Origin of the sequence: Bradyrhizobium tropiciagri, assembly GCF_001189845.1 — a bacterium.
Taxonomy (GTDB): Bacteria; Pseudomonadota; Alphaproteobacteria; order Rhizobiales; family Xanthobacteraceae; genus Bradyrhizobium; species Bradyrhizobium tropiciagri.
The window spans coordinates 76,788-94,196 of the sequence record NZ_LFLZ01000024.1 but is presented as its reverse complement, the minus strand read 5'-3'; the positions used below and the strand labels follow the sequence as shown (position 1 = coordinate 94,196).

The 17,409-nt window shown below is 61.4% G+C and carries 19 protein-coding genes; 5 read left to right on the top strand and 14 right to left on the bottom strand.

Features of this window, described 5'->3' with window-relative positions; translation table 11 throughout:
- The 11 genes from AKN84_RS20390 to AKN84_RS20340 all read right to left on the bottom strand — a co-directional run bounded on the left by AKN84_RS20390 (position 1) and on the right by AKN84_RS20340 (position 10,223).
- Positions 1-234, bottom strand: a complete 234-nt coding sequence (locus AKN84_RS20390; RefSeq protein ID WP_050420777.1) for a 4Fe-4S dicluster domain-containing protein — start codon at positions 232-234, stop codon at positions 1-3.
- Between the two features lie 17 nt (positions 235-251).
- Positions 252-1,988, bottom strand: a complete 1,737-nt coding sequence (locus AKN84_RS20385) for a fumarate reductase/succinate dehydrogenase flavoprotein subunit (RefSeq protein WP_050422431.1) — start codon at positions 1,986-1,988, stop codon at positions 252-254.
- A 9-nt stretch (positions 1,989-1,997) separates the two neighbouring features.
- Positions 1,998-2,291 (bottom strand): gamma-butyrobetaine hydroxylase-like domain-containing protein, encoded by a 294-nt coding sequence (locus tag AKN84_RS45775; protein WP_128971025.1) that lies wholly within the window; start codon positions 2,289-2,291, stop codon positions 1,998-2,000.
- A gap of 69 nt (positions 2,292-2,360) precedes the next feature.
- Entirely contained in the window at positions 2,361-3,182 is an 822-nt protein-coding gene (locus AKN84_RS20375; RefSeq protein ID WP_050422429.1) for an ABC transporter permease, read from the bottom strand.
- Between the two features lie 4 nt (positions 3,183-3,186).
- The gene (locus AKN84_RS20370; RefSeq protein WP_128971024.1) at positions 3,187-3,984 is read right to left on the bottom strand and encodes an ABC transporter ATP-binding protein; all 798 of its coding nucleotides are present in this window, start codon (positions 3,982-3,984) and stop codon (positions 3,187-3,189) included.
- A 14-nt stretch (positions 3,985-3,998) separates the two neighbouring features.
- Positions 3,999-4,925 carry an ABC transporter substrate-binding protein gene (locus tag AKN84_RS20365; protein WP_050422428.1) on the bottom strand — a complete coding sequence of 309 codons (927 nt, stop codon included), beginning with the start codon at positions 4,923-4,925 and terminating at the stop codon, positions 3,999-4,001.
- Between the two features lie 196 nt (positions 4,926-5,121).
- Positions 5,122-6,420: an amidase family protein gene (locus tag AKN84_RS20360; protein ID WP_244485324.1), complete on the bottom strand. Its 1,299-nt coding sequence runs from the start codon at positions 6,418-6,420 to the stop codon at positions 5,122-5,124.
- Entirely contained in the window at positions 6,417-7,856 is a 1,440-nt protein-coding gene (locus AKN84_RS20355; protein WP_050422427.1) for an amidase, read from the bottom strand. The genes AKN84_RS20360 and AKN84_RS20355 overlap by 4 nt, the downstream gene beginning before the upstream one ends.
- Before the next feature lie 414 nt (positions 7,857-8,270).
- The gene (locus AKN84_RS20350; RefSeq protein ID WP_050422426.1) at positions 8,271-9,083 is read right to left on the bottom strand and encodes a CmcJ/NvfI family oxidoreductase; all 813 of its coding nucleotides are present in this window, start codon (positions 9,081-9,083) and stop codon (positions 8,271-8,273) included.
- 210 nt (positions 9,084-9,293) lie between these two features.
- A complete protein-coding gene (locus AKN84_RS20345; protein ID WP_050422425.1) occupies positions 9,294-9,608 on the bottom strand; it encodes a hypothetical protein in 315 nt (104 codons plus the stop codon).
- A 21-nt stretch (positions 9,609-9,629) separates the two neighbouring features.
- Positions 9,630-10,223 (bottom strand): beta-class carbonic anhydrase, encoded by a 594-nt coding sequence (locus AKN84_RS20340; protein WP_050422424.1) that lies wholly within the window; start codon positions 10,221-10,223, stop codon positions 9,630-9,632.
- On the opposite strand from AKN84_RS20340, the gene AKN84_RS20335 reads away from it, so the two are divergent.
- Positions 10,204-10,632, top strand: coding sequence for a hypothetical protein (locus AKN84_RS20335; protein ID WP_128971022.1), 429 nt, complete (start codon positions 10,204-10,206; stop codon positions 10,630-10,632). The genes AKN84_RS20340 and AKN84_RS20335 overlap by 20 nt on opposite strands.
- Before the next feature lie 122 nt (positions 10,633-10,754).
- Here the strand turns inward: AKN84_RS20335 and AKN84_RS20330 are convergent, their stop codons facing one another.
- Together AKN84_RS20330 and AKN84_RS20325 are read right to left on the bottom strand one after the other, a co-directional pair.
- Positions 10,755-11,600, bottom strand: a complete 846-nt coding sequence (locus AKN84_RS20330; protein ID WP_244485322.1) for a class II aldolase/adducin family protein — start codon at positions 11,598-11,600, stop codon at positions 10,755-10,757.
- Positions 11,554-12,546: an NAD(P)-dependent oxidoreductase gene (locus tag AKN84_RS20325; protein ID WP_050422421.1), complete on the bottom strand. Its 993-nt coding sequence runs from the start codon at positions 12,544-12,546 to the stop codon at positions 11,554-11,556. The genes AKN84_RS20330 and AKN84_RS20325 overlap by 47 nt, the downstream gene beginning before the upstream one ends.
- A gap of 491 nt (positions 12,547-13,037) precedes the next feature.
- Between AKN84_RS20325 and AKN84_RS47430 the strand changes: the two genes are divergently transcribed.
- Positions 13,038-13,343 (top strand): hypothetical protein, encoded by a 306-nt coding sequence (locus AKN84_RS47430; RefSeq protein ID WP_050422419.1) that lies wholly within the window; start codon positions 13,038-13,040, stop codon positions 13,341-13,343.
- A 60-nt stretch (positions 13,344-13,403) separates the two neighbouring features.
- On the opposite strand, the gene AKN84_RS20310 is transcribed toward AKN84_RS47430, so the two are convergent.
- The gene (locus tag AKN84_RS20310) at positions 13,404-14,027 is read right to left on the bottom strand and encodes a helix-turn-helix domain-containing protein (protein ID WP_050422418.1); all 624 of its coding nucleotides are present in this window, start codon (positions 14,025-14,027) and stop codon (positions 13,404-13,406) included.
- A 699-nt stretch (positions 14,028-14,726) separates the two neighbouring features.
- Between AKN84_RS20310 and AKN84_RS20305 the strand changes: the two genes are divergently transcribed.
- From AKN84_RS20305 to AKN84_RS20295, 3 genes are read left to right on the top strand one after another with little or no spacing between them, the layout of a single operon-like run.
- On the top strand, positions 14,727-15,734 hold the full coding sequence (locus AKN84_RS20305; protein WP_050422417.1) for an ABC transporter substrate-binding protein: 1,008 nt from the start codon (positions 14,727-14,729) through the stop codon (positions 15,732-15,734).
- 1 nt (position 15,735) lies between these two features.
- Entirely contained in the window at positions 15,736-16,551 is an 816-nt protein-coding gene (locus AKN84_RS20300; protein ID WP_050422416.1) for an ABC transporter ATP-binding protein, read from the top strand.
- A complete protein-coding gene (locus AKN84_RS20295) occupies positions 16,544-17,368 on the top strand; it encodes an ABC transporter permease (protein ID WP_050422415.1) in 825 nt (274 codons plus the stop codon). Before AKN84_RS20300 ends, AKN84_RS20295 begins: the two co-directional genes overlap by 8 nt.
- The last annotated feature ends 41 nt before the right edge of the window (positions 17,369-17,409 follow it).

The window sequence follows — 17,409 nt, the reverse complement described above, 5'->3', positions numbered from 1 at the left end:
TCAGCGCAACAGATAGGGAATGTTGACCGTCACGGCGCCGGTCGGGCAATCAGTCTCGCAGGGCATGCAGTACCAGCACTCGTCGTATTTCATATAGGCCTTGCCGGTGAGATCGCTGATCCGGAGCACATCCAGCGGACAGACGTCGACGCAGACCGTGCACCCCTTGTCCGCAATGCATTTGGCCTCGTCGACGACAACTGGAACAGCGGTTGGCGTATGAGCAATTGGCATGAGACGTCCGCTTCTCCCTAGGCGTGCTGCCGGATGCGCTGGCGGTCGTATGCCGCGCGCTCGGATTCGTCGATTGGCACAATATAAGGCGCGACCGGTCGCTTCTCCGCGGTCATCCGTCCGTCCCGCTTGCGCAGGACGCTGTGGCAGAACCAGTCGTCATCATTCTTCTCGGGATATTCGACGCGGTGATGATAGAGCCCCCAACGGCTCTCGGTACGAAACAGCGATGCAAACGCCGCCATTTCGGCACAATCCAGGATCGACGCCGCTTCCAGTGAACGCATCAGTTCGTGCGCGTCACGCACCACCATCGCGCTCTCCATATCCTCGCGGATTTCGGCGAAACGGGCCTGCCCCAGTTTCATTTTCGCGGTCACCTTCGGCGGCTGAAGATAGTCATTCACGAAGCGTCGCGTCTTGTATTCGAGCTGGTTTGGCGGAATGCCATCCTCCCGTCGTGTCGCGGCCAGCACGCGTTGCTGCTCGCGATCGACATCGGCGGCGTCATAGTCAGCGAGGTCGATGTTGGCTGCAACTTCCGCCGCGTGCTCGCCCGCCACCGCCCCGTTGGTGAAGGCGCCGAGCATGTAATTATGCGGGACGCTTGCCATGTCGCCGGCGGCATAGAGACCCGGCACCGTGGTATGCGCAAATTCGTCGACGTAGACCCCCGAAGCACTGTGCCCAGAGCAGAAGCCGATCTCGGAAATATGCATCTCGATCATGCGTTCGCGGTAATTTGTCCCTCGATTCTCGTGGAACCGTCCCCGTGACGGTCGCTCGACCTGATGCAAGACCGCCTCGATCTTGCCGATCGTATCGCTGTGCAGGTGATTGAGTTTAAGGAATACGGGTCCCTTGCCGGACTGCAGCTCGTTATAGAACTCCTGCATCATCTGTCCCGACCAGTAGTCGCACTCGATGAAGCGGTTGCCTTCGCTGTTGGTAGTGTAGGCTCCGAATGGACCGGCCACGTATGCACAGGCGGGGCCGTTGTAATCCTTGATCAACGGATTGATCTGATAGCATTCAAGGTTCGCGAGAGCGGCGCCGGCATGGTAGGCCATGGCATAGCCGTCGCCGGAATTCGTAGCGTTCTCGTAAGTGCCCCAGAGATAGCCCGATTGCGGCAAGCCCAACCGGCCCGCGGCACCGGCGCACAGGATGACGGTCTTCGCACGCAACACCAGAAACTCGGCACTGCGGGTGTTGACGGCGATTGCACCGGCGATCTGTCCGTCACGTCCAGTCAACAGCCGTGTCGCCATGTAGCGGTTCGAGATCAGCACCTTCTCGCGGCGCAACTGGCGATAAAGCGCCTTCTTGACGGTATCGCCGTTCGGCATCGGCAGCACGTAAGAGCCGAGATGGTGAACTTTCTTGACGTCGAAATCGCCGTTCTCATTCTTCTGGAACTTGATGCCAAAGCCATCGAGTTCCTGGATGATTTCAAAGCAGCGTGACGCATATTTGTACACCGGTGCCTGATCGCAGATGCCGTCATTAGCGATCGTAATCTCCTTGGTGTACTGCTCCGGCGTCGCGTAGCCCGGGACGACCGCGTTATTCAGCCCGTCCATGCCCATCGCGATCGCACCAGAGCGCTTGACGTTGGCCTTCTCGAGCAGAACGACACGCGCCCCCGGACTATGGCGCTTTGCCTTGTAGGCCGCCATCGGTCCGGCGGTCCCCCCGCCGATCACCAGGATGTCGCAGACGACCTCCGTCAGGCCACTTTTGATCTCATCCATACTGTACCCTCAAGCTGGCTGCTGTCCGGCGAGCTCGCGCAAATAGGACCACGGGTAGATTCCACGGTCATGGCCATCCGAAAAATGGAGCCGCAGCGCGTAATTCCCAATTGGTTCGATCGCCGCGATGTGAAGATCCGGGGGGAGCGCCAGTTCGATGCCCTCGATCTGCCGACGGATTTCGCTGGCCGCACGGCTCGCTCGGCGCAAGGCCGCCGCATCAACCTGCCGGATCCCGCAATCCGGCCAGGTCAACGCCAATGCCGTTGCGTCTTCGCATAGCTCTACCTGGGATGGTTGCACGTCGCCTCTCCTTCTTGCCACGGCTTGTAGGCCGCGCCGTCGCCTCTGGCGCGCAATAAATTGCTTTCGCTATTTTGTGACCAGACGACCAGAGGCTTGCTCGATTTGTGAGCCTCTCTGTCCTACCTGCTCGGCGCCGTACCAAGGCAGCAACCTGCGGATCGCGCGTTCAAACAGGAGGTCGGCCGCAAAACCCATCCCGCCGAGCACGATCAGCCCGACGAACATCTGATCGACTCGAAATACCTGTTGCGACATCTGGATCAGGTAGCCTACGCCGAACGCTGCGCCGGCCAATTCCGCCGCCACGAGAACGACCAGCGCAACCGACAGGCTGACGCGAAGCCCGGCTATGATGAACGGCAGCGCGCCGGGTATGACGACGTAGACGAAGTTGCGCCAACCGCGTGCGCCGAGACTCGCTGCCGCCCGTCCGAGCAGCGGGCTCACGTCGCGCACGCCGATATAGGTGTTGACCCAGACCGGGAAAAAGACGCCCCACGCGATCAGGAATATCTTGGACGTCTCACCAATGCCGAACCAGAAAATCGCCAGCGGAACGAAGGCAAGCGACGGGACCGCGCGAAACATCTGCACGAGGGGATTAATCGTACCGTGTAACAGCGGCGATTGCGCCATCGCGACACCAAGTGCCACGCCAAGCACCGACCCGCCGAGGAACCCGATCGCGGCCCGCAGCAAGCTGGCACCGAGATGCCGCGGCAATTCGCCCGTCATGAGCAACTCCCATGCGGACTGGACGATCGTGGTCGGCGCGGGCAGCATCACATTGTTGACGAGGCCGCTCCGGCTGAGCGCCTCCCACGCGCCAAAGAAGGCGAGCGTACCGATGATGCCAGCGACGCTGTGGCGGCTGACGCCGAAAGCCATGCTCTTACTCCGCCGTTTCCAGGCCGATCGCCCGTGCGACGTGCTCGTAGAGCTCATTGAAGCGCGGCGCCGTACGACGGCGCGGACGCGGCAGATCGATCCGGATGTCCTCCACGATCCGTCCCGGGTTCGGCGACATCACGATCAGCCGGCTCGCAAGCACGAGCGCTTCGGCGATGTTGTGGGTCACGAACAGGATGGTTGGCCGCTCCTGCCGGTGAATTTCGACCAGCTTGGCTTGCAGGGAGCTGCGCGTCATCGCATCCAGCGCCGCGAATGGCTCGTCCATCAGCAGAAGCGACGGACGGGGCGCAAGCGCACGTGCGATGGCGATGCGCTGTTTCATTCCGCCGGACAGTTCGAAAGGATACTTCGCACCTGCATCGGGCAGGCCGACGAGCCCTAGCAGATCGTGCGCAATCTTCGCTCGCTCGCGTGCGGCGCGCCCCGCCATCCGGAGCCCGAACTCGACATTGGCCTGCGCCGTCAGCCATGGGAACAAGGAATAGTCCTGGAACACGACGCCGCGTTCGGAACTCGGCCCGTTGATCGCATGGCCACCGACGCGAACAAAACCCTGCGCAGGCACGACAAAGCCGGCCAGGATGTTGAGGAGCGTGGTCTTGCCGCACCCGCTCGGCCCGAGAACGCAAACGAATTCGCCACGATCGACGGTCAGCGAGATGCTGCCCAGCGCGGTGGTACGGCCGCGGCCGGAATCGTAGACATGCCCCAGCTCGACGCAGGCGATCAGCGGCTCACCCACGGCGGTCTGCGAGGAGATCTCCACCCTTGCATTCATTCCGATTGACCACCCTATTCCCGGCCCGCCCGATCCAGCACGGATGTCACCACCACCGTGTTGAAGTCCGGAATTTTGGCATCAGGTCGGACTAACTTGCTGTCGACGGCCCACTTCGCTTGCTCCTCCATCAGGGACACCAGCGACGCCTTGTCGAGTTCGAGCTTGAAATTTGCCCGCTTCCAAAACGCCTTTGCGATCGCGGGATCAAGCTTGATGCGTTCAGCGGTCAGCGTAGCCGCGGCATCAGGGTCCTTCCTGATATTGTCGTCCGCCTCGAGCAGCGCCTTCACTGCCTTGACGAGCAGGTCCGGCTTGCTGTCGATTGTCGATTGCAACGTGATGATTGTTGAATAGGTGTTGTAGAGGCCTTCCGAGCGAATGATGTGGAACCTGTCCGGGCCTTGCGCGATCGCCTGCGACAAGTGCGGCTCCGTCCAGATGAACCCATCGATCGCACCACCTGCCAGGCTGCTGACGAAATCGCCCGGATTTAGGCTGACCGCGGTGATGTCCGACCACGCCAGACCCTCCTGCTTGAGCAGTTTCGACAGGTAATAGTGCGCGTTCGTCCCCTGCGAATAGCCGATACGCCGACCCTTGATATCCTTGGTGGTCTTGATGTCCCTGCTGGCGACGAGATCGAAGGGTTCATGCCGGTTCAACGTGCCGATAATGCGCACCGGTAGCCCGTTCAGGGTAGCGAACACCACGGGCGTTTCCGCCGCGGTGCCGATCACCACGCCGCCACCGACCAGCGCGTCCAGCACCAGACGGCCACTGGCGAACGTCGAAACCTTCGGCGCCAGCCCCTGCCTCTGCCAGGTCTTGTCATGGTCGGCGACGAAGAACTGGCCCCAGCCGAGCGCAATCCCTTCACCAATCGTGATGTCCTGAGCGTGTGAAGGCGCGCTCGCCAGCGACAGCACGGCCGCAAGCACGACAACCGCGGCTCGTGCGAGCCTGCTCGATCCGACAAATAAGGCGGCAATAGACGTCACGATATGGTCTCCTTGTCTCGGCGGGCACGAACCGGGCTCGCGGCCGGGCGCACGTGGCGTGCACCAAGCGGCAGGCCGGCGTCGTGAAAGCGCTGCGCCAGGGCAGCGGCATGATGATCGGCGAAAGCCGGGGCGATCACCGTGATGCCTTGTGGTAAGCCGTTGGGCAGAAACCCCGAGGGAACGGCAACCGCCGAAAGATCGGCCAGATTGACGAAGTTCGTGTACGTCCCGAGCCGGGCGTGAGCGTGATAGGATCGGCCGCGACCTCATCGATGCGGTAGATCGTGCCGGTGGTCGGCACGACGATGACGTCGATCTCGTTCCAGAGCTTCTCAATCTGGCGCTTCAGAATATTCAGCCGCTGCTGCGCTGCGAAGACCTCTCCGCCGGAAACGCCACGCCCTCCAAGCAGGATGTCGCGGGTAACCGGAAACAGGGCATCTGGCTGTCTGTCGACGAACTGGCGCAGAGCGCCGTAACGATCCGCCAGCCACGGCCCGTTGAACAGAAGATCGTTGATCTCCGCGAATGGGGCGTAATCAACCTCGACCTTGCGGCCTCCGAGACGTTCCAGTCGTGCGACCGCCTCGCCGAACAGCGCAGACGCATCAGCATTGCCGAAGAAGTCCAACCACGGCGAAGCGGGAATACCAAAGCGGAATTCGGCCGGTAACGCACGAGCTGCCGCTGGCAACCCCGTACGCGAGAACGGATCCTCCTCGTCGTACCCCCGCGCGACATCGAATGCCGCCTGCGCATCCCCGACCGTCAGCGCGAAGATTGAAAGTGTCTCGATTGAGCGGCAGGCCGCGACCGATCCTACACCACTGATCAATCCTCGCGTCGGCTTCAGTCCCACAACATTGTTAAAGGCCGCCGGCACCCGTCCCGATCCACCGGTATCAGTCGCGAGAGCAAAGCTGACCAGTCCTGCCGAGACCGAGACCGCCGCGCCCGAACTTGATCCACCGGGAATGTAGGCGGGATCGAACGGATTGCGCGCAATACCATAGGGCGAGCGTACCCCGACCAGCCCGGTCGCGAACTGGTCCATATTGGTCTTTCCAATCAGAATGGCGCCCGCCGCCAGCAGCCGTCCGACTGCCGGATTATTCTTCGCCGGCTGATAGGAAAATTCCGGACAGGCCGACGTGGTCGGCAGCCCAACCGTGTCGATGCAGTCCTTCACGCTGAACGGAACGCCCCAGAGCGGCAATGCCTGCCGTTCGCGCCTCGGCAACGACTCAAGATATGTGGTTCGCGCCAGCGCGTTCTCGCGCGCCACGACACTGATCCAGACGCCGTCCGCGCCGCGGCGGGCGATGTCGTCCAGGATATGCTCGACCACGGTCGACGGCGTTAACGCTCCGCTGGCGTAGGCGATCGCCAGTTGCGGCAGTTCGAGGTCAAGGCTTTGGGGCTGCTCGGTCATGACGGATCCTGTGGGCGCGGGAATGGCCTTGCCTGCTCGAAGGCGCGTGCTGCGCGTAGAACGGTCGTATCAGCGAATTTCGCTCCGACGATCTGCAGACCCACCGGCAATCCCGCCTCGGTAAGGCCCGCCGGCACCGAGGCTGCCGGCTGCTGGGTCAGGTTGAATGGATAGGTGAAGGGGGAGCGGATCGGCCGCTCCACAAGATCGGCCTCCGACGCGTCGATCGCCGAAGCGGGATATGCCGTGGTGGGTGTGATCAGAAGATCCCAATCCTGATGGAACCGATTGAAATGTCGACCGAGCGCCTCTCGGCGATCGACTGCCTGCAGGTAGGTGACGGCATCGATCGCTCGGCCCTTCTCGGCGACAGCCTGCAAGCCCTGCTCGACCAAGGCGCGACGGGCCGGATCGAACGAGGCCAGCAGCTTGGCTGCGCCCGCGAACCAGAAGGTCTGGAAGAGGTCGATGGGATCTTCGATACCGGGATCGACCTGCTCGACGATCGCCCCGAGCCCGGCAAGCGTGTTGGCCGCCTCCGTGATGATCTTCTCGATCTGCGGGTCGATCTGTGCGTAGCCGAGCCTCGGACTGAATGCGATGCGCAGGCCTCGGACACCTTGATCGAGCCCAGCTCTCCAGGAGATCTCGGCTGGCGGCAGCGCGGTCCAGTCGCGCAGGTCTGGCCGCCCGATCACGTCGAGCAGCAACGCCGCGTCCCGAACCGAGCGTGTCATCGGCGTAACGTGGAAGAGCGTTCCATTCTGCGACGGCGGATAGACGGGAACGCGACCAAAGGTCGGCTTGAACCCGAACACGCCACTATGTGCGGCCGGAAGCCGGGTCGAACCGCCGCCGTCCGTGGCAACATGCAGCGGCCCGAAACTCAGCGCCGCGGCGGCCGCGGATCCGCCGCTACTGCCGCCCGGCGTGTGCGCGATGTTCCAGGGATTGCGCGTGACGCCGGTCAACGGACTGTCGCCGAGCCCCTTCCAACCGAATTCCGATGTTGTCGTCTTGCCGAGCAACACAGCGCCCTGCTCCCGCAGCCGGGCCGTGGCAGGCGAATCCTCGTTCCAGTCTTGCGCCGGATCGATCGCCCGGCTGCCCCGCAGCGTCGGCCAGCCCTTGGCGAGAATGAGATCCTTGAGGGCGACCGGCACGCCATCGATCGGACCAAGCGGCTCGCCACGTTGCCAGCGGATTTCGGATTGACGCGCTGACACACGGGCGGCATCAGCATCCAGCAGCGCGAAAGCGTTGATATGGCGATCGAGACGCCCAATGCGATCGAGTACCGCCTGCGTTGCTTCCACCGGCGAGAGCGTTCCTGCCCGATAGTGCTCGATCAGATCGGCTGCAGAAAGAAGAGCGATGTCATCCGCCCCGCGCGGCCGCGAAGCTCGATCTGGCAAGGGAGCATTTTGAGCGGACATGCGCGCTACCTCATTCATCCATCGGGGCAAATCATTTGCCGGACGAATGATGGCTAAGCGCTCGCGTCCGCGAACATCAGCAATTAATTGCGGAACCGTGAGTAGCGCGACAAGATCGCAACATCTCGAACGTCCACCAATCCTGCGTCGGAATTAAAATCTCGGAATCGCAGCTCCCACGATGAAGTCTGCCTCGGTCGTTGCAGGAATCCTCAGCGGCGCCCGTCCGAAATCGGGCTCTCATCGAAAATTGAAAGTGTCGCTGCGCCCATTCCCGCAGAGCTCCGGCGTCGCAGGTACGATGCCGGCTGGACACCACTCACCGTTGCTCGAACGGATTTCGGCGATGGACGCGAACCTATGTTTGAAGGTAACGCCGGCTTTCTGCGCGGCCGAGATCCCTTTTTCGAACCGCTATCCAAAAAAGACCAAAGCGCGGACCTCAATGCTCTCACGCGGCGGCGCACCGGGTGCGAGCGGATTTTCGAAAGAGGTGTGGAACGATAGCCGCGCACGACCATCATTGGCGCTGTCATGAATCCGGATCAATAGCGCCTCGTCGGTCTGCATCTCGGAAAAATAGTACCAGCGATGGTTCGGTTTGTATTCTACTCGAGACGTTTCGCCACGAACATGAGCGTAGACGAGATCGCTGGGAATCAGATCATCATCCGTGAATGATCGCGCGTCGCACAGCGCCAGCGGTGAATCCAATACCGGACCGCGCAGCGGTCGCCATACATTGACGATCCCAAATCGATGCTTCAGCAGTTCGTCCGCCTCAGCTCCGAGGTGATCGTGGACCCGCCGCGGCGCAGAGTTGACGGTATGATCGTTGTGGACCTGCCGGGATGGCGGCGCAAGACCAGGAACGTTCGCATTGCGCACGTTGTGGTCGAAGATGAATACGCGGCTGGCGCCGACAGCGTCGCGCAGCAATTGCTCAACTTCGGGGTAGTAAACGCGCTTGATTTCTTCCGAGTCGTAAAAGTTGGCAACGGCGGTAGGCGCGTTGACCAGCGAGAAACCGTTACGATCGAGCGAGAATTCCGACTCACGCCCCCGCACGTCCTCGATCGTCACCTCACGCTCATCGTCGATACCATTCCATTGCGGTACGCCAGGGGGTGGCTCGATACGATAAAAGGTCGGCTTCTCACGGCCGCGCTTGAGGTAATGCAGTTTCGCGGTGAGATTGCGAGGAAAGATGGGTCCGTCGAGCGCCATGATCGCTACTCCACGTTTGCTCGCGGGAGATACCGCGACAGCTTTCTGGTTGTGATACTATCGCCCCGGCGCACGAACGTCAGCGTCACCATTCACCAAAGATTTCCCGTCCACGCATGTGACGCACCAAAACTCGACACGCAGAGGGCAATTGCTTCTCTTTGCAGCCGGAGCACGCTTGACGTCCCGCGAAGCGAAATCTCGCCGCTCTCAATCAAGACAGGCAACGAAGACGTCGGCCGCCTCGCCGGCGAACTCTGTGGCCCTCTCACGAAAGATTGCAATCTCCGGATCCGTCGCGACCCGCAAACGGCTTTCGGCGCTCTCCGCATGACGTCGCCGTGAGCAAAAGCTGCCAAGCGCCAAGACGAACCAGTTTGCTCGCGTTATCGCTTCCGCGTCCTCACGGCTTACCGCCTCGAATGCCAGCCTTCGCGCCCCCTCCGTCTCGATGACGAACACGCCGAGGTCCGGCGCAAAATGGCGCGGCAAACCGATGACAGAAATGCGTTGGGTGACAGGCATTGCACCAGATATTCGCTGCGCCTAAACGGCTGGCCGACCGGCTGCCGTCGCCTCGACGACTTCGTTGAGACGGCCGGTCTTCACGTCGTAGATAAACCCGTAGATCGGAATTTGCTTCGGCACCAGGGGATGGCTCCTGATCCGCTGCACATCCTCGAGCACGCTCCTGGCGTTGTCCTCGAACGTATGCCAGTGAACGAACTTGCCCGCGACCGAACCGCCTTCGTGTTTTGGATTCGACCATTTCTTGCCATCGAACTGCGCGGTGCCCAGATCATCCGCCAGGAGGTCGCTGATGACCTCGTTGGTGAACAATTGCATCCCGCAATCGCTATGATGGATGACGAACCATTCATTCGTTCCGAGCAACTTGTGCGAGATCACGAGCGAGCGGATCGCGTCATCGGATGCGCGTCCTCCCGCATTGCGGATGACATGAGCGTCGCCCTCGGCAAGTCCAGCATACTTTGCCGGGTCAAGCCGCGCGTCCATACAGGTCAGGATCGCAAAGCGTCGCGCCGGCGGCAGTGCGAGCTTTTCCTTGTCACCGAACGCGGCAGCGTATTTGCCGTTGGCCGAAACGACTTCCTGGAACGTGGCGCTGGGCGTCGACATGGCGCGACATCCTTCGATTATGAAAGCACGGTCACCTGCCAGATGGAATCAGCGCGAGGCTCGCCCGTCAAGGAAATGGAATTTCCAAGTTCTTGTGGACCACGACGAAGTCATGTCGCGAATGGAAGCGCTTTCAGTCGGAACCATACCGATCATCGCGCAGCTCATGCCTGCTGGTGGGCAAGCCATCGGGTCAACAAGGCGCGGCCGATTGCTGGGCCGTGGGGTGAAGTCCACGCTTCAATCGCTCAACGTGACGCCAAGCCTCGCGGCAGCCGCAACTGTCGACGCGACGTTTCGGTTCAAGCTTCGCGCGATCTTCTCGACGGGCATATTCGCCTTTGCCAAGCCTCTAAGCTTGTATTTTTCGGCTGCCGTCCAAAGGCGATCACTGCCCAGCCGGGATTGATCTCTGGCGGCTATTTCCGGTCGCGAGCCCAATGCTGCCCCCTTGCCTTGACGATCAGAACCTCCGCGCCAGCCGGCGCCGCGATGAACTCGCCGCGAGCCCGCCGGCGTGAACCGTACGCCCTAGTTGAAGAGATCCGGCTCGGCCTCGGTGATCCAGTCCCACAGGGGCTGGAAACTGAAGTAGCCGCCTTTGTGCGTGCCGACCTGACCGGCCGTCAGCTTCGCTACCTCATGGGGGATTGGCTTCGGCGTGCCGGCCGCTTCGGCGAGCAATTGTGCGCGAGTGGCGTTATCCATCGCGATGTACCACCAAGCGGTGGCCTCGATCGTGGGGCCGACCGTTAACAGACCGTGGTTCTGCAGGATCACGGCCTTCTTGGATCCCAGCGCCTCCGCGATCTTCCGACCTTCCTCCGCCTCCAATACGACACCGGAGAACGGATCGAACAGCGCATGATCTTCGTAGAAGGCGCAGGAGTCCTGGGTGAGCGGATCGAGCAACCGGCCGAGCGCCGACCATGCCTTGCCGTAAGTCGAGTGCGTATGAGCGGCCGCGATGACCTCCGGATGCGCGGCGTGGATCGCCGAATGAATCACGAAACCCGCCTGGTTGATCGGCTTGTCGCCAATCAGAATGTTGCCGTCATGATCAACCAGTTGAAGGTCCGAGACCTTGATCTGACCGAAATGTTTCGACAGCGGATTGATCCAGAAGCGGTCCGGAAACTCGGGGTCACGCACGGTGACGTGCCCGGCGAGGCCCTGATCGAACCCGTAGCGCGAAAACAGCCGGAAGGTTGCCGCGAGACGCTGCTTGCGATGCAGCCTTTCCTCTTCGAACGAAGCTGCCGGCACGCGCTCGACCAGGGAGTACTTCTTCGGTTTCTCGACGATCTGGTTCATTCTCGGGGCTCCTTGCTTAGTATCCGAGTTTCTTGTCAAAGACGTCGGCCAGCGGCGCGCCATGCGCGTAGGCATCGAGGTTGACCAGCGTTTTGTCGGTCAGCCGCTTGATATCGTCCGCGCCGGTCCAGGACACGTGCGGGGTCAGGACGACCTTCGGGTGAAGGTAGATCGGATCCCCCTCCGGCGGCGGCTCTGGATCCGTGACATCGAGCGTGGCGCCCGCCAGTTGCCCGTTGTCGAGCGCACGCAGCAGGGCTTGCTGATCGATGATCCGGCCGCGCGCCACGTTGATCAGGTGCAACGATTGCTTCGCGTGCGCCAGGACCTCGGCGTTGATCAAATGCACCGTCTTCGGCGTTGCCGGCAGTGCGATGACGAGATGGTCGGAGGCTGCGACCAGCGCCTCGACATCGTCGACCGGAAGAATGCCCGGGATGGCATACGGCCACGATGAGCGCCGCAACACCCTGATCTGAACACCGAATGGCTTCAAACGCTCGGCGACAGCGTGTCCGATCGCACCAAATCCCGCGATTCCAACCGTTTTGCCGGCAAGCGAACCGAGCGGCGTGATCTTCCACTCCGCGCGACTGCGTGGACGCACGTCATGAAGCCGCTTGGCAAAACCGAGGATTGCCGCCAGGACATATTCAGAAATGGCGTCGGCGGAGATGCCGCGCCCAACCGTAACCACCGGGCCATCGAGCAGCCATTCCGGAAAGAAGTCGACGCCCGTCGACGCAGTCTGGATCCAGCGCAGGCCGTATGGCCACCCCCTCGGCTTCTCCGCCGGCGCCTTGCTCCAGCCTGCGGCCGGACGAGTCAACAACACGTCGGCTTCCGGTGCGATGTCCCAGGCCGGACGCTCGGCGGGATGGTCGATGATCAGCGGGCGGGACCAGTGGTCGATCAGCGACGCGCGAACTTCGGCTCCAAGCTGGTTGATGATGATCGGCGATCGCACGCCGGTGGACGCGCGACCGCTGTCGATACGAGGCGTGTTCATGGCATGCACTCACGATTGCAAACTCGTGACATGCTAGGCGCCGGCGGCAAGATAGTCTTTTCAAAGATGCCTAAGCCTCTGCAACAACCGGGTAACGCGTCGAGACGATGCAAATGAAATCGCCTCTCTGAGTCTCGTCCGCAATCGCACGCAACGTGGATGGCGTCTGCTCTGAACCACGCCGGGACAAGAACAGCATCAGATGCCGTCATCTGCAGCCTCGCGGCGAATCGACAGCGTTCTCGACAGGATCAGGCTGGTCGTGGATGGCTCCAATCAGGTCGCGGCATCCGGCTCAGTCCGAGCTCCTCCAATTTGTCGGATGGAAATCCGCTATATTGGACGTCTCGCCGCAGCATCTCGCTCCGCTTCCATTTTCTCAGACGAAAGCGAATGAGATGAAACTTTCCCTATTCTCCAATATCGCACCGCACTCTATCTACAACGGTGACGAAATTGAGCACGCCCTGCTCTGACCTTGGAGAACGACGATGAACACCGCGATGCAGATGATGCCCATGCCAATGATGATGGGCGGGATGATGAACCCCACGATGGCCGGCGGAATGATGCCGATGATGAACATGCCCATGATGGGCATGCCGATGATGGCCTGTCAGATGAAGTGCACCATGACCCCCACCGGCATGACCTGCGAGATGATGCCGATGGATCCGGCCATGAAGGACATGTTCATGAAGTGCTGCGAGAGCATGATGAACATGATGCAGATGGGCATGCCCATGATGATTGGCTGCGGCGGCATGATGATGACGTGCATGCCGATGAAGGCCTGAGACCTCGACCGGCTTGCGCTGCGTTTGCCAAAGGGCCGGCACTGCCGGCCCTTTTTCGTTTCAGATCGCGTCGTCGGCATAGGTCATGACGAGGTAGAGCACTGCCTCGCTGGCTACTAGATTCTTGTAGACATGCGGAACATCGGCCTCGAAGACGATCGCGTCGCCTTCCGTCAATGTCTGCGGCTTGTCGGAGCCGGCAGCGATCTCCACGACGCCCTTCGCCACGAACAGGTTTTCACGGGTGCCGGGCGCATGCGCTTCGGCGCTCTCACGATGCAGCGGACCTATTCTGAGCTCGTAGAATTCGACCTGATGGCTGCCATCGAACGGAAACAACGCGCGAGACGTGAACTGTCCCTGGCTCGATGAGAGCAGCTTGGCATCGCTTTGGCGGAGCACAACCGGGCCTCGCGCGACATCCGCCTGCAACAGATTGGCGAACGGAACGTGCAGTGCGTTCGCAACCTTCCACAGCAGCGCAATGGTCGGAACGCTCTTTCCGGTTTCGATCTGTCCAAGCATCGCGCGGCTGACGCCGGACTGCTTGGCTAGCCGCTCCAGCGAGTGGCCGCGGCTCGTTCGCAGGCGCCGCAGATTGCGCCCGAGGACGACAGGCAGATCCTGCTCCGCGCCGGGTGACGGGGTGGCGTCTAATGAAGAAGCGACGTTACCGTCGCTCATAAAGCATCCCAGTGCACAGCGGATGTCGCCGGTACCGCCATCGGCACCCACACCCAGGCCGGCCAGAGCCAAAAAAGCTGCATCGCGCCAAAGGAAGGACTGAAGGTGGCGTTTTGCCACTGTCCGGCAGATGTCGCAGGCTGCTGCCTCCGCCGCATTGATCGATAGGCGTCCAGATCAATGATCCGCGCTGAATTCAAGGCTTCTGTCACCTGCTCTGCCCGCGTTCGATTGCCGTCCTTGATATCCTAGTTGGACCCCGGCTCCCGACAAGCGGTTGTCAAACAAAACAACACGCGCTCTGTAAAGTTCGGTCAGGTAGCAAAGACTTCTCACGTCCGTGCTTCCAATAGCAACCGACTCCTTTCGCTCGAAACGCGCCGCAACCGGCACACTGGCAATTGTGCCGGCGAACGCCGATTGGGTAGGAGACCTTTGATTGCGACGCTCCCACCATACCGCCCCCGACGTAGACACCTTCATCAAAGGGGGCGCTATCCCACAAAGAACTGATTTCTCCGTAGCAGGCGAATTGGAGAACAACGATCTCGCCAACTGCACCTCAACGAAAAATTCCTAGAGCCGCTGCAATTCGTCCAATCCATTGGACCAATTGCAGCATTTCCTGAAGTGTGGCCAAAAGGGCGTGCAGAAGCGCGACGTGCCGCTTGGACCAACGGAAACTCAGAAGACCACAGAATGAATACATCGATGCTTCTACGTGCTGCCGCCCTCGCGTTGATCGCGCTCGCAAGCGGCGCCAATGGCGTCCGCGCGGAAACCGATCAACTTCGCATCGCGCAGCAATTCGGGATTGCCTATCTTCCGCTCATTGTCGCCAGCGAAAAGGGACTGATCGAGCAAGAAGCGAAAGCACTCGGCGTCGCGCCGCCGAAGATCGAATGGCTTCGGCTGTCCGGTGCAGCGGCGATGAACGAGGCACTTATTTCCGGTGGGCTTGATTTCGCGACGGCGGGCATCACGCCGATGATCCTGACCTGGGACAAGACGCGGACAACCCCCAAGATCATCGGCGTGGCGGCGCTGGGATCGATGGCCAACATCCTGACCACCAACAACCCAGACATCAAGACAATTGCGGATTTCACCGAGAAGGATCGGATCGCGCTTCCATCGGTCAAGGTCGGCTTCCAGCCGATCATCCTCCAGATGGCGGCCGACAAGGCCTTCGGCAAATACGACAAGCTCGACGAACTCACCGTCAGCATGCCTCATCCGGACGCCACCGCCCAAATCCTGTCGGGACATTCCGAGATCACGGCGCACTTCACTTCACCACCGTTCTCACAGCAGCAGCTGGCGAGCGGCAAGGTGCATCAGGTCCTCAACAGCTACGATGTCCTCGGCGGTCCGCACACCTTCAACGTGGTTTACTCCACCACGAAGTTCGTCAACGACAATCCGAAGACGATCCAGGCTTTCGTTCGCGGTCTCGATCGTGCCAACGAATGGATCAAGGCGAACCCGAAAGATGCGGCCGCGCTCTACATCAAGGCCGAGGGCTCGAAGCTCGCTCCTGACTTCGTCGAGAGCATCATTCGCGACAAGGACGTCAATTTCACAACCGCTCCGGAAGCCGCCCAGAAGTTCGCGGATTTCGAGGCCAAGGTCGGCTTGATCAAGCAGGCGCCAGCGTCGTGGCGGGACTTGTTCTGGTCCGGGCTCGGGGACAAACCGGGAAGCTGACATGAACGTCGCTCCCCGATTGGCCGACCTCGCCGGCGATGCCGCGTCTCCGACGTTGCTCACGCTGGATCGCGTCAGCATCAGCTATCCGACGCGCGACGGCACCTTGACTGCGGTCGAAGATGTCAGCCTCGCGCTTTCGACAGGCGAGCGGCTTGTTCTGCTGGGTCCGTCGGGCTGCGGCAAGTCCACGCTACTCCGAGCGGTCGGCGGCTTTCTCAAGCCGAGCACTGGAGAGATTCGGATAAATGGGGAACCGATCGGAGCCCCCAGTCCCGACCGGATGACGGTGTTCCAGGAATTCGACCAGTTGCTGCCTTGGCGCACCGTGCTGGGCAATGTGCGTTATGCTTTGGAGCGGGGCAGATCACTTTCCCGCCGGGAGGCGGAGGCTGTGGCCCGCGGTTGGCTCAAGCGGGTCGGATTGAAAAACTTCGTCGATGCCTTTCCTCACACGTTGTCGGGCGGAATGAAGCAGCGCGTCGCAATCGCGCGCGCCTTCGCACTGGAGCCGGCGCTGCTGCTGATGGATGAACCCTTCGCCGCGCTGGATGCCCTGACGCGGCGTCAGATGCAGGACGAGTTGCTCAAGCTTTGCGAAGAGACCGGCAGTACGGCATTATTTGTGACACATGGCATCGACGAGGCGATCCGGGTCGGGACCCGCATCCTCGCCCTGACACCTCATCCGGGGCGACTGGCCGCGACATTTGATGTCCCGCCGGGAAGCCGCACTCGCGGCACGACGGCTTTCGCCGAGTTGGAGCAAAAGATCCAACAAGCCGTCTTTGCCGATCCGGAACTTGATCATGGCTGACATTACAGCTCCGAAGCTTTCTGACGCACCGGCGCTGCGCCGTGTGTTCGAGCAAACGCTCTGGCGGCGTCTTGTGATTCTTGCTGCTTTTGCGCTCGCCTGGGAGCTCTATGCGCGCTGGCTCGACAATGCGCTGCTGCTCCCGACGCTGGGAGCGACGCTGTCGGCGCTCTGGTCGGCGATCCTGTCGGGCGAGTTGCCAAATCGGACGCTGACATCGTTGCGCGTTCTGGTCACAGGCTACGCGCTGGGGGTCGGCATCGCCGCGGTGTTCACCGCCCTTGCTACCCTGTCACGCTGGGGCAACGAAGCTCTTGGCCTGCTGACTTCGATGTTCAATCCGCTGCCGGCGATCGCGCTGCTTCCAATTGCGCTGCTGTGGTTCGGCGTCGGAACGCCGAGTCTCGTTTTCGTGATTGTCCACTCGGTCCTGTGGCCGGTTGCGCTGGCCTGCCATGCCGGTTTTCGCGCCATCGCACCAACGCTGCTGATGGCCGGCCGTAACCTCGGCTTGTCGGGCGGCCGTTTCGTTGCCGAGATTTTGGTACCGGCCGCATTTCCCCAAATCTTGTCGGGCTTGCGGATCGGCTGGGCGTTCGCATGGCGCACGTTGATTGCAGCCGAGCTGGTGTTCGGCGTCAGCGCGCGTTCCGGTGGAATTGGCTGGTTCATCTACACCAACCGCGCTCAACTGGAGACTGCCAGCGTCTTTGCCGGACTGCTCACAGTGATCCTGATCGGCCTCCTCGTGGAGAGCGTTGTGTTCCGGAGCCTGACACGGATCACCGTGCAGCGCTGGGGACAGGAGCGAACCTAGAGCAAGACCCTCATCGCACTCCAGGTCGCATGCGCGACTTG

Bases quoted from the DNA above. Each gene is read 5' to 3' on its own strand.
- AKN84_RS20390 (WP_050420777.1), bottom strand. From the start codon at position 234: ATGCCAATTGCTCATACGCCAACCGCTGTTCCAGTTGTCGTCGACGAG.
- AKN84_RS20385 (WP_050422431.1), bottom strand. From the start codon at position 1,988: ATGGATGAGATCAAAAGTGGCCTGACGGAGGTCGTCTGCGACATCCTG.
- AKN84_RS20375 (WP_050422429.1), bottom strand. From the start codon at position 3,182: ATGGCTTTCGGCGTCAGCCGCCACAGCGTCGCTGGCATCATCGGTACG.
- AKN84_RS20370 (WP_128971024.1), bottom strand. From the start codon at position 3,984: ATGAATGCAAGGGTGGAGATCTCCTCGCAGACCGCCGTGGGTGAGCCG.
- AKN84_RS20360 (WP_244485324.1), bottom strand. From the start codon at position 6,420: ATGACCGAGCAGCCCCAAAGCCTTGACCTCGAACTGCCGCAACTGGCG.
- AKN84_RS20355 (WP_050422427.1), bottom strand. From the start codon at position 7,856: ATGTCCGCTCAAAATGCTCCCTTGCCAGATCGAGCTTCGCGGCCGCGC.
- AKN84_RS20350 (WP_050422426.1), bottom strand. From the start codon at position 9,083: ATGGCGCTCGACGGACCCATCTTTCCTCGCAATCTCACCGCGAAACTG.
- AKN84_RS20345 (WP_050422425.1), bottom strand. From the start codon at position 9,608: ATGCCTGTCACCCAACGCATTTCTGTCATCGGTTTGCCGCGCCATTTT.
- AKN84_RS20340 (WP_050422424.1), bottom strand. From the start codon at position 10,223: ATGTCGACGCCCAGCGCCACGTTCCAGGAAGTCGTTTCGGCCAACGGC.
- AKN84_RS20330 (WP_244485322.1), bottom strand. From the start codon at position 11,600: ATGGCGCGCCGCTGGCCGACGTCTTTGACAAGAAACTCGGATACTAAG.
- AKN84_RS20325 (WP_050422421.1), bottom strand. From the start codon at position 12,546: ATGAACACGCCTCGTATCGACAGCGGTCGCGCGTCCACCGGCGTGCGA.
- AKN84_RS47430 (WP_050422419.1), top strand. From the start codon at position 13,038: ATGAACACCGCGATGCAGATGATGCCCATGCCAATGATGATGGGCGGG.
- AKN84_RS20310 (WP_050422418.1), bottom strand. From the start codon at position 14,027: ATGAGCGACGGTAACGTCGCTTCTTCATTAGACGCCACCCCGTCACCC.
- AKN84_RS20305 (WP_050422417.1), top strand. From the start codon at position 14,727: ATGAATACATCGATGCTTCTACGTGCTGCCGCCCTCGCGTTGATCGCG.
- AKN84_RS20300 (WP_050422416.1), top strand. From the start codon at position 15,736: ATGAACGTCGCTCCCCGATTGGCCGACCTCGCCGGCGATGCCGCGTCT.
- AKN84_RS20295 (WP_050422415.1), top strand. From the start codon at position 16,544: ATGGCTGACATTACAGCTCCGAAGCTTTCTGACGCACCGGCGCTGCGC.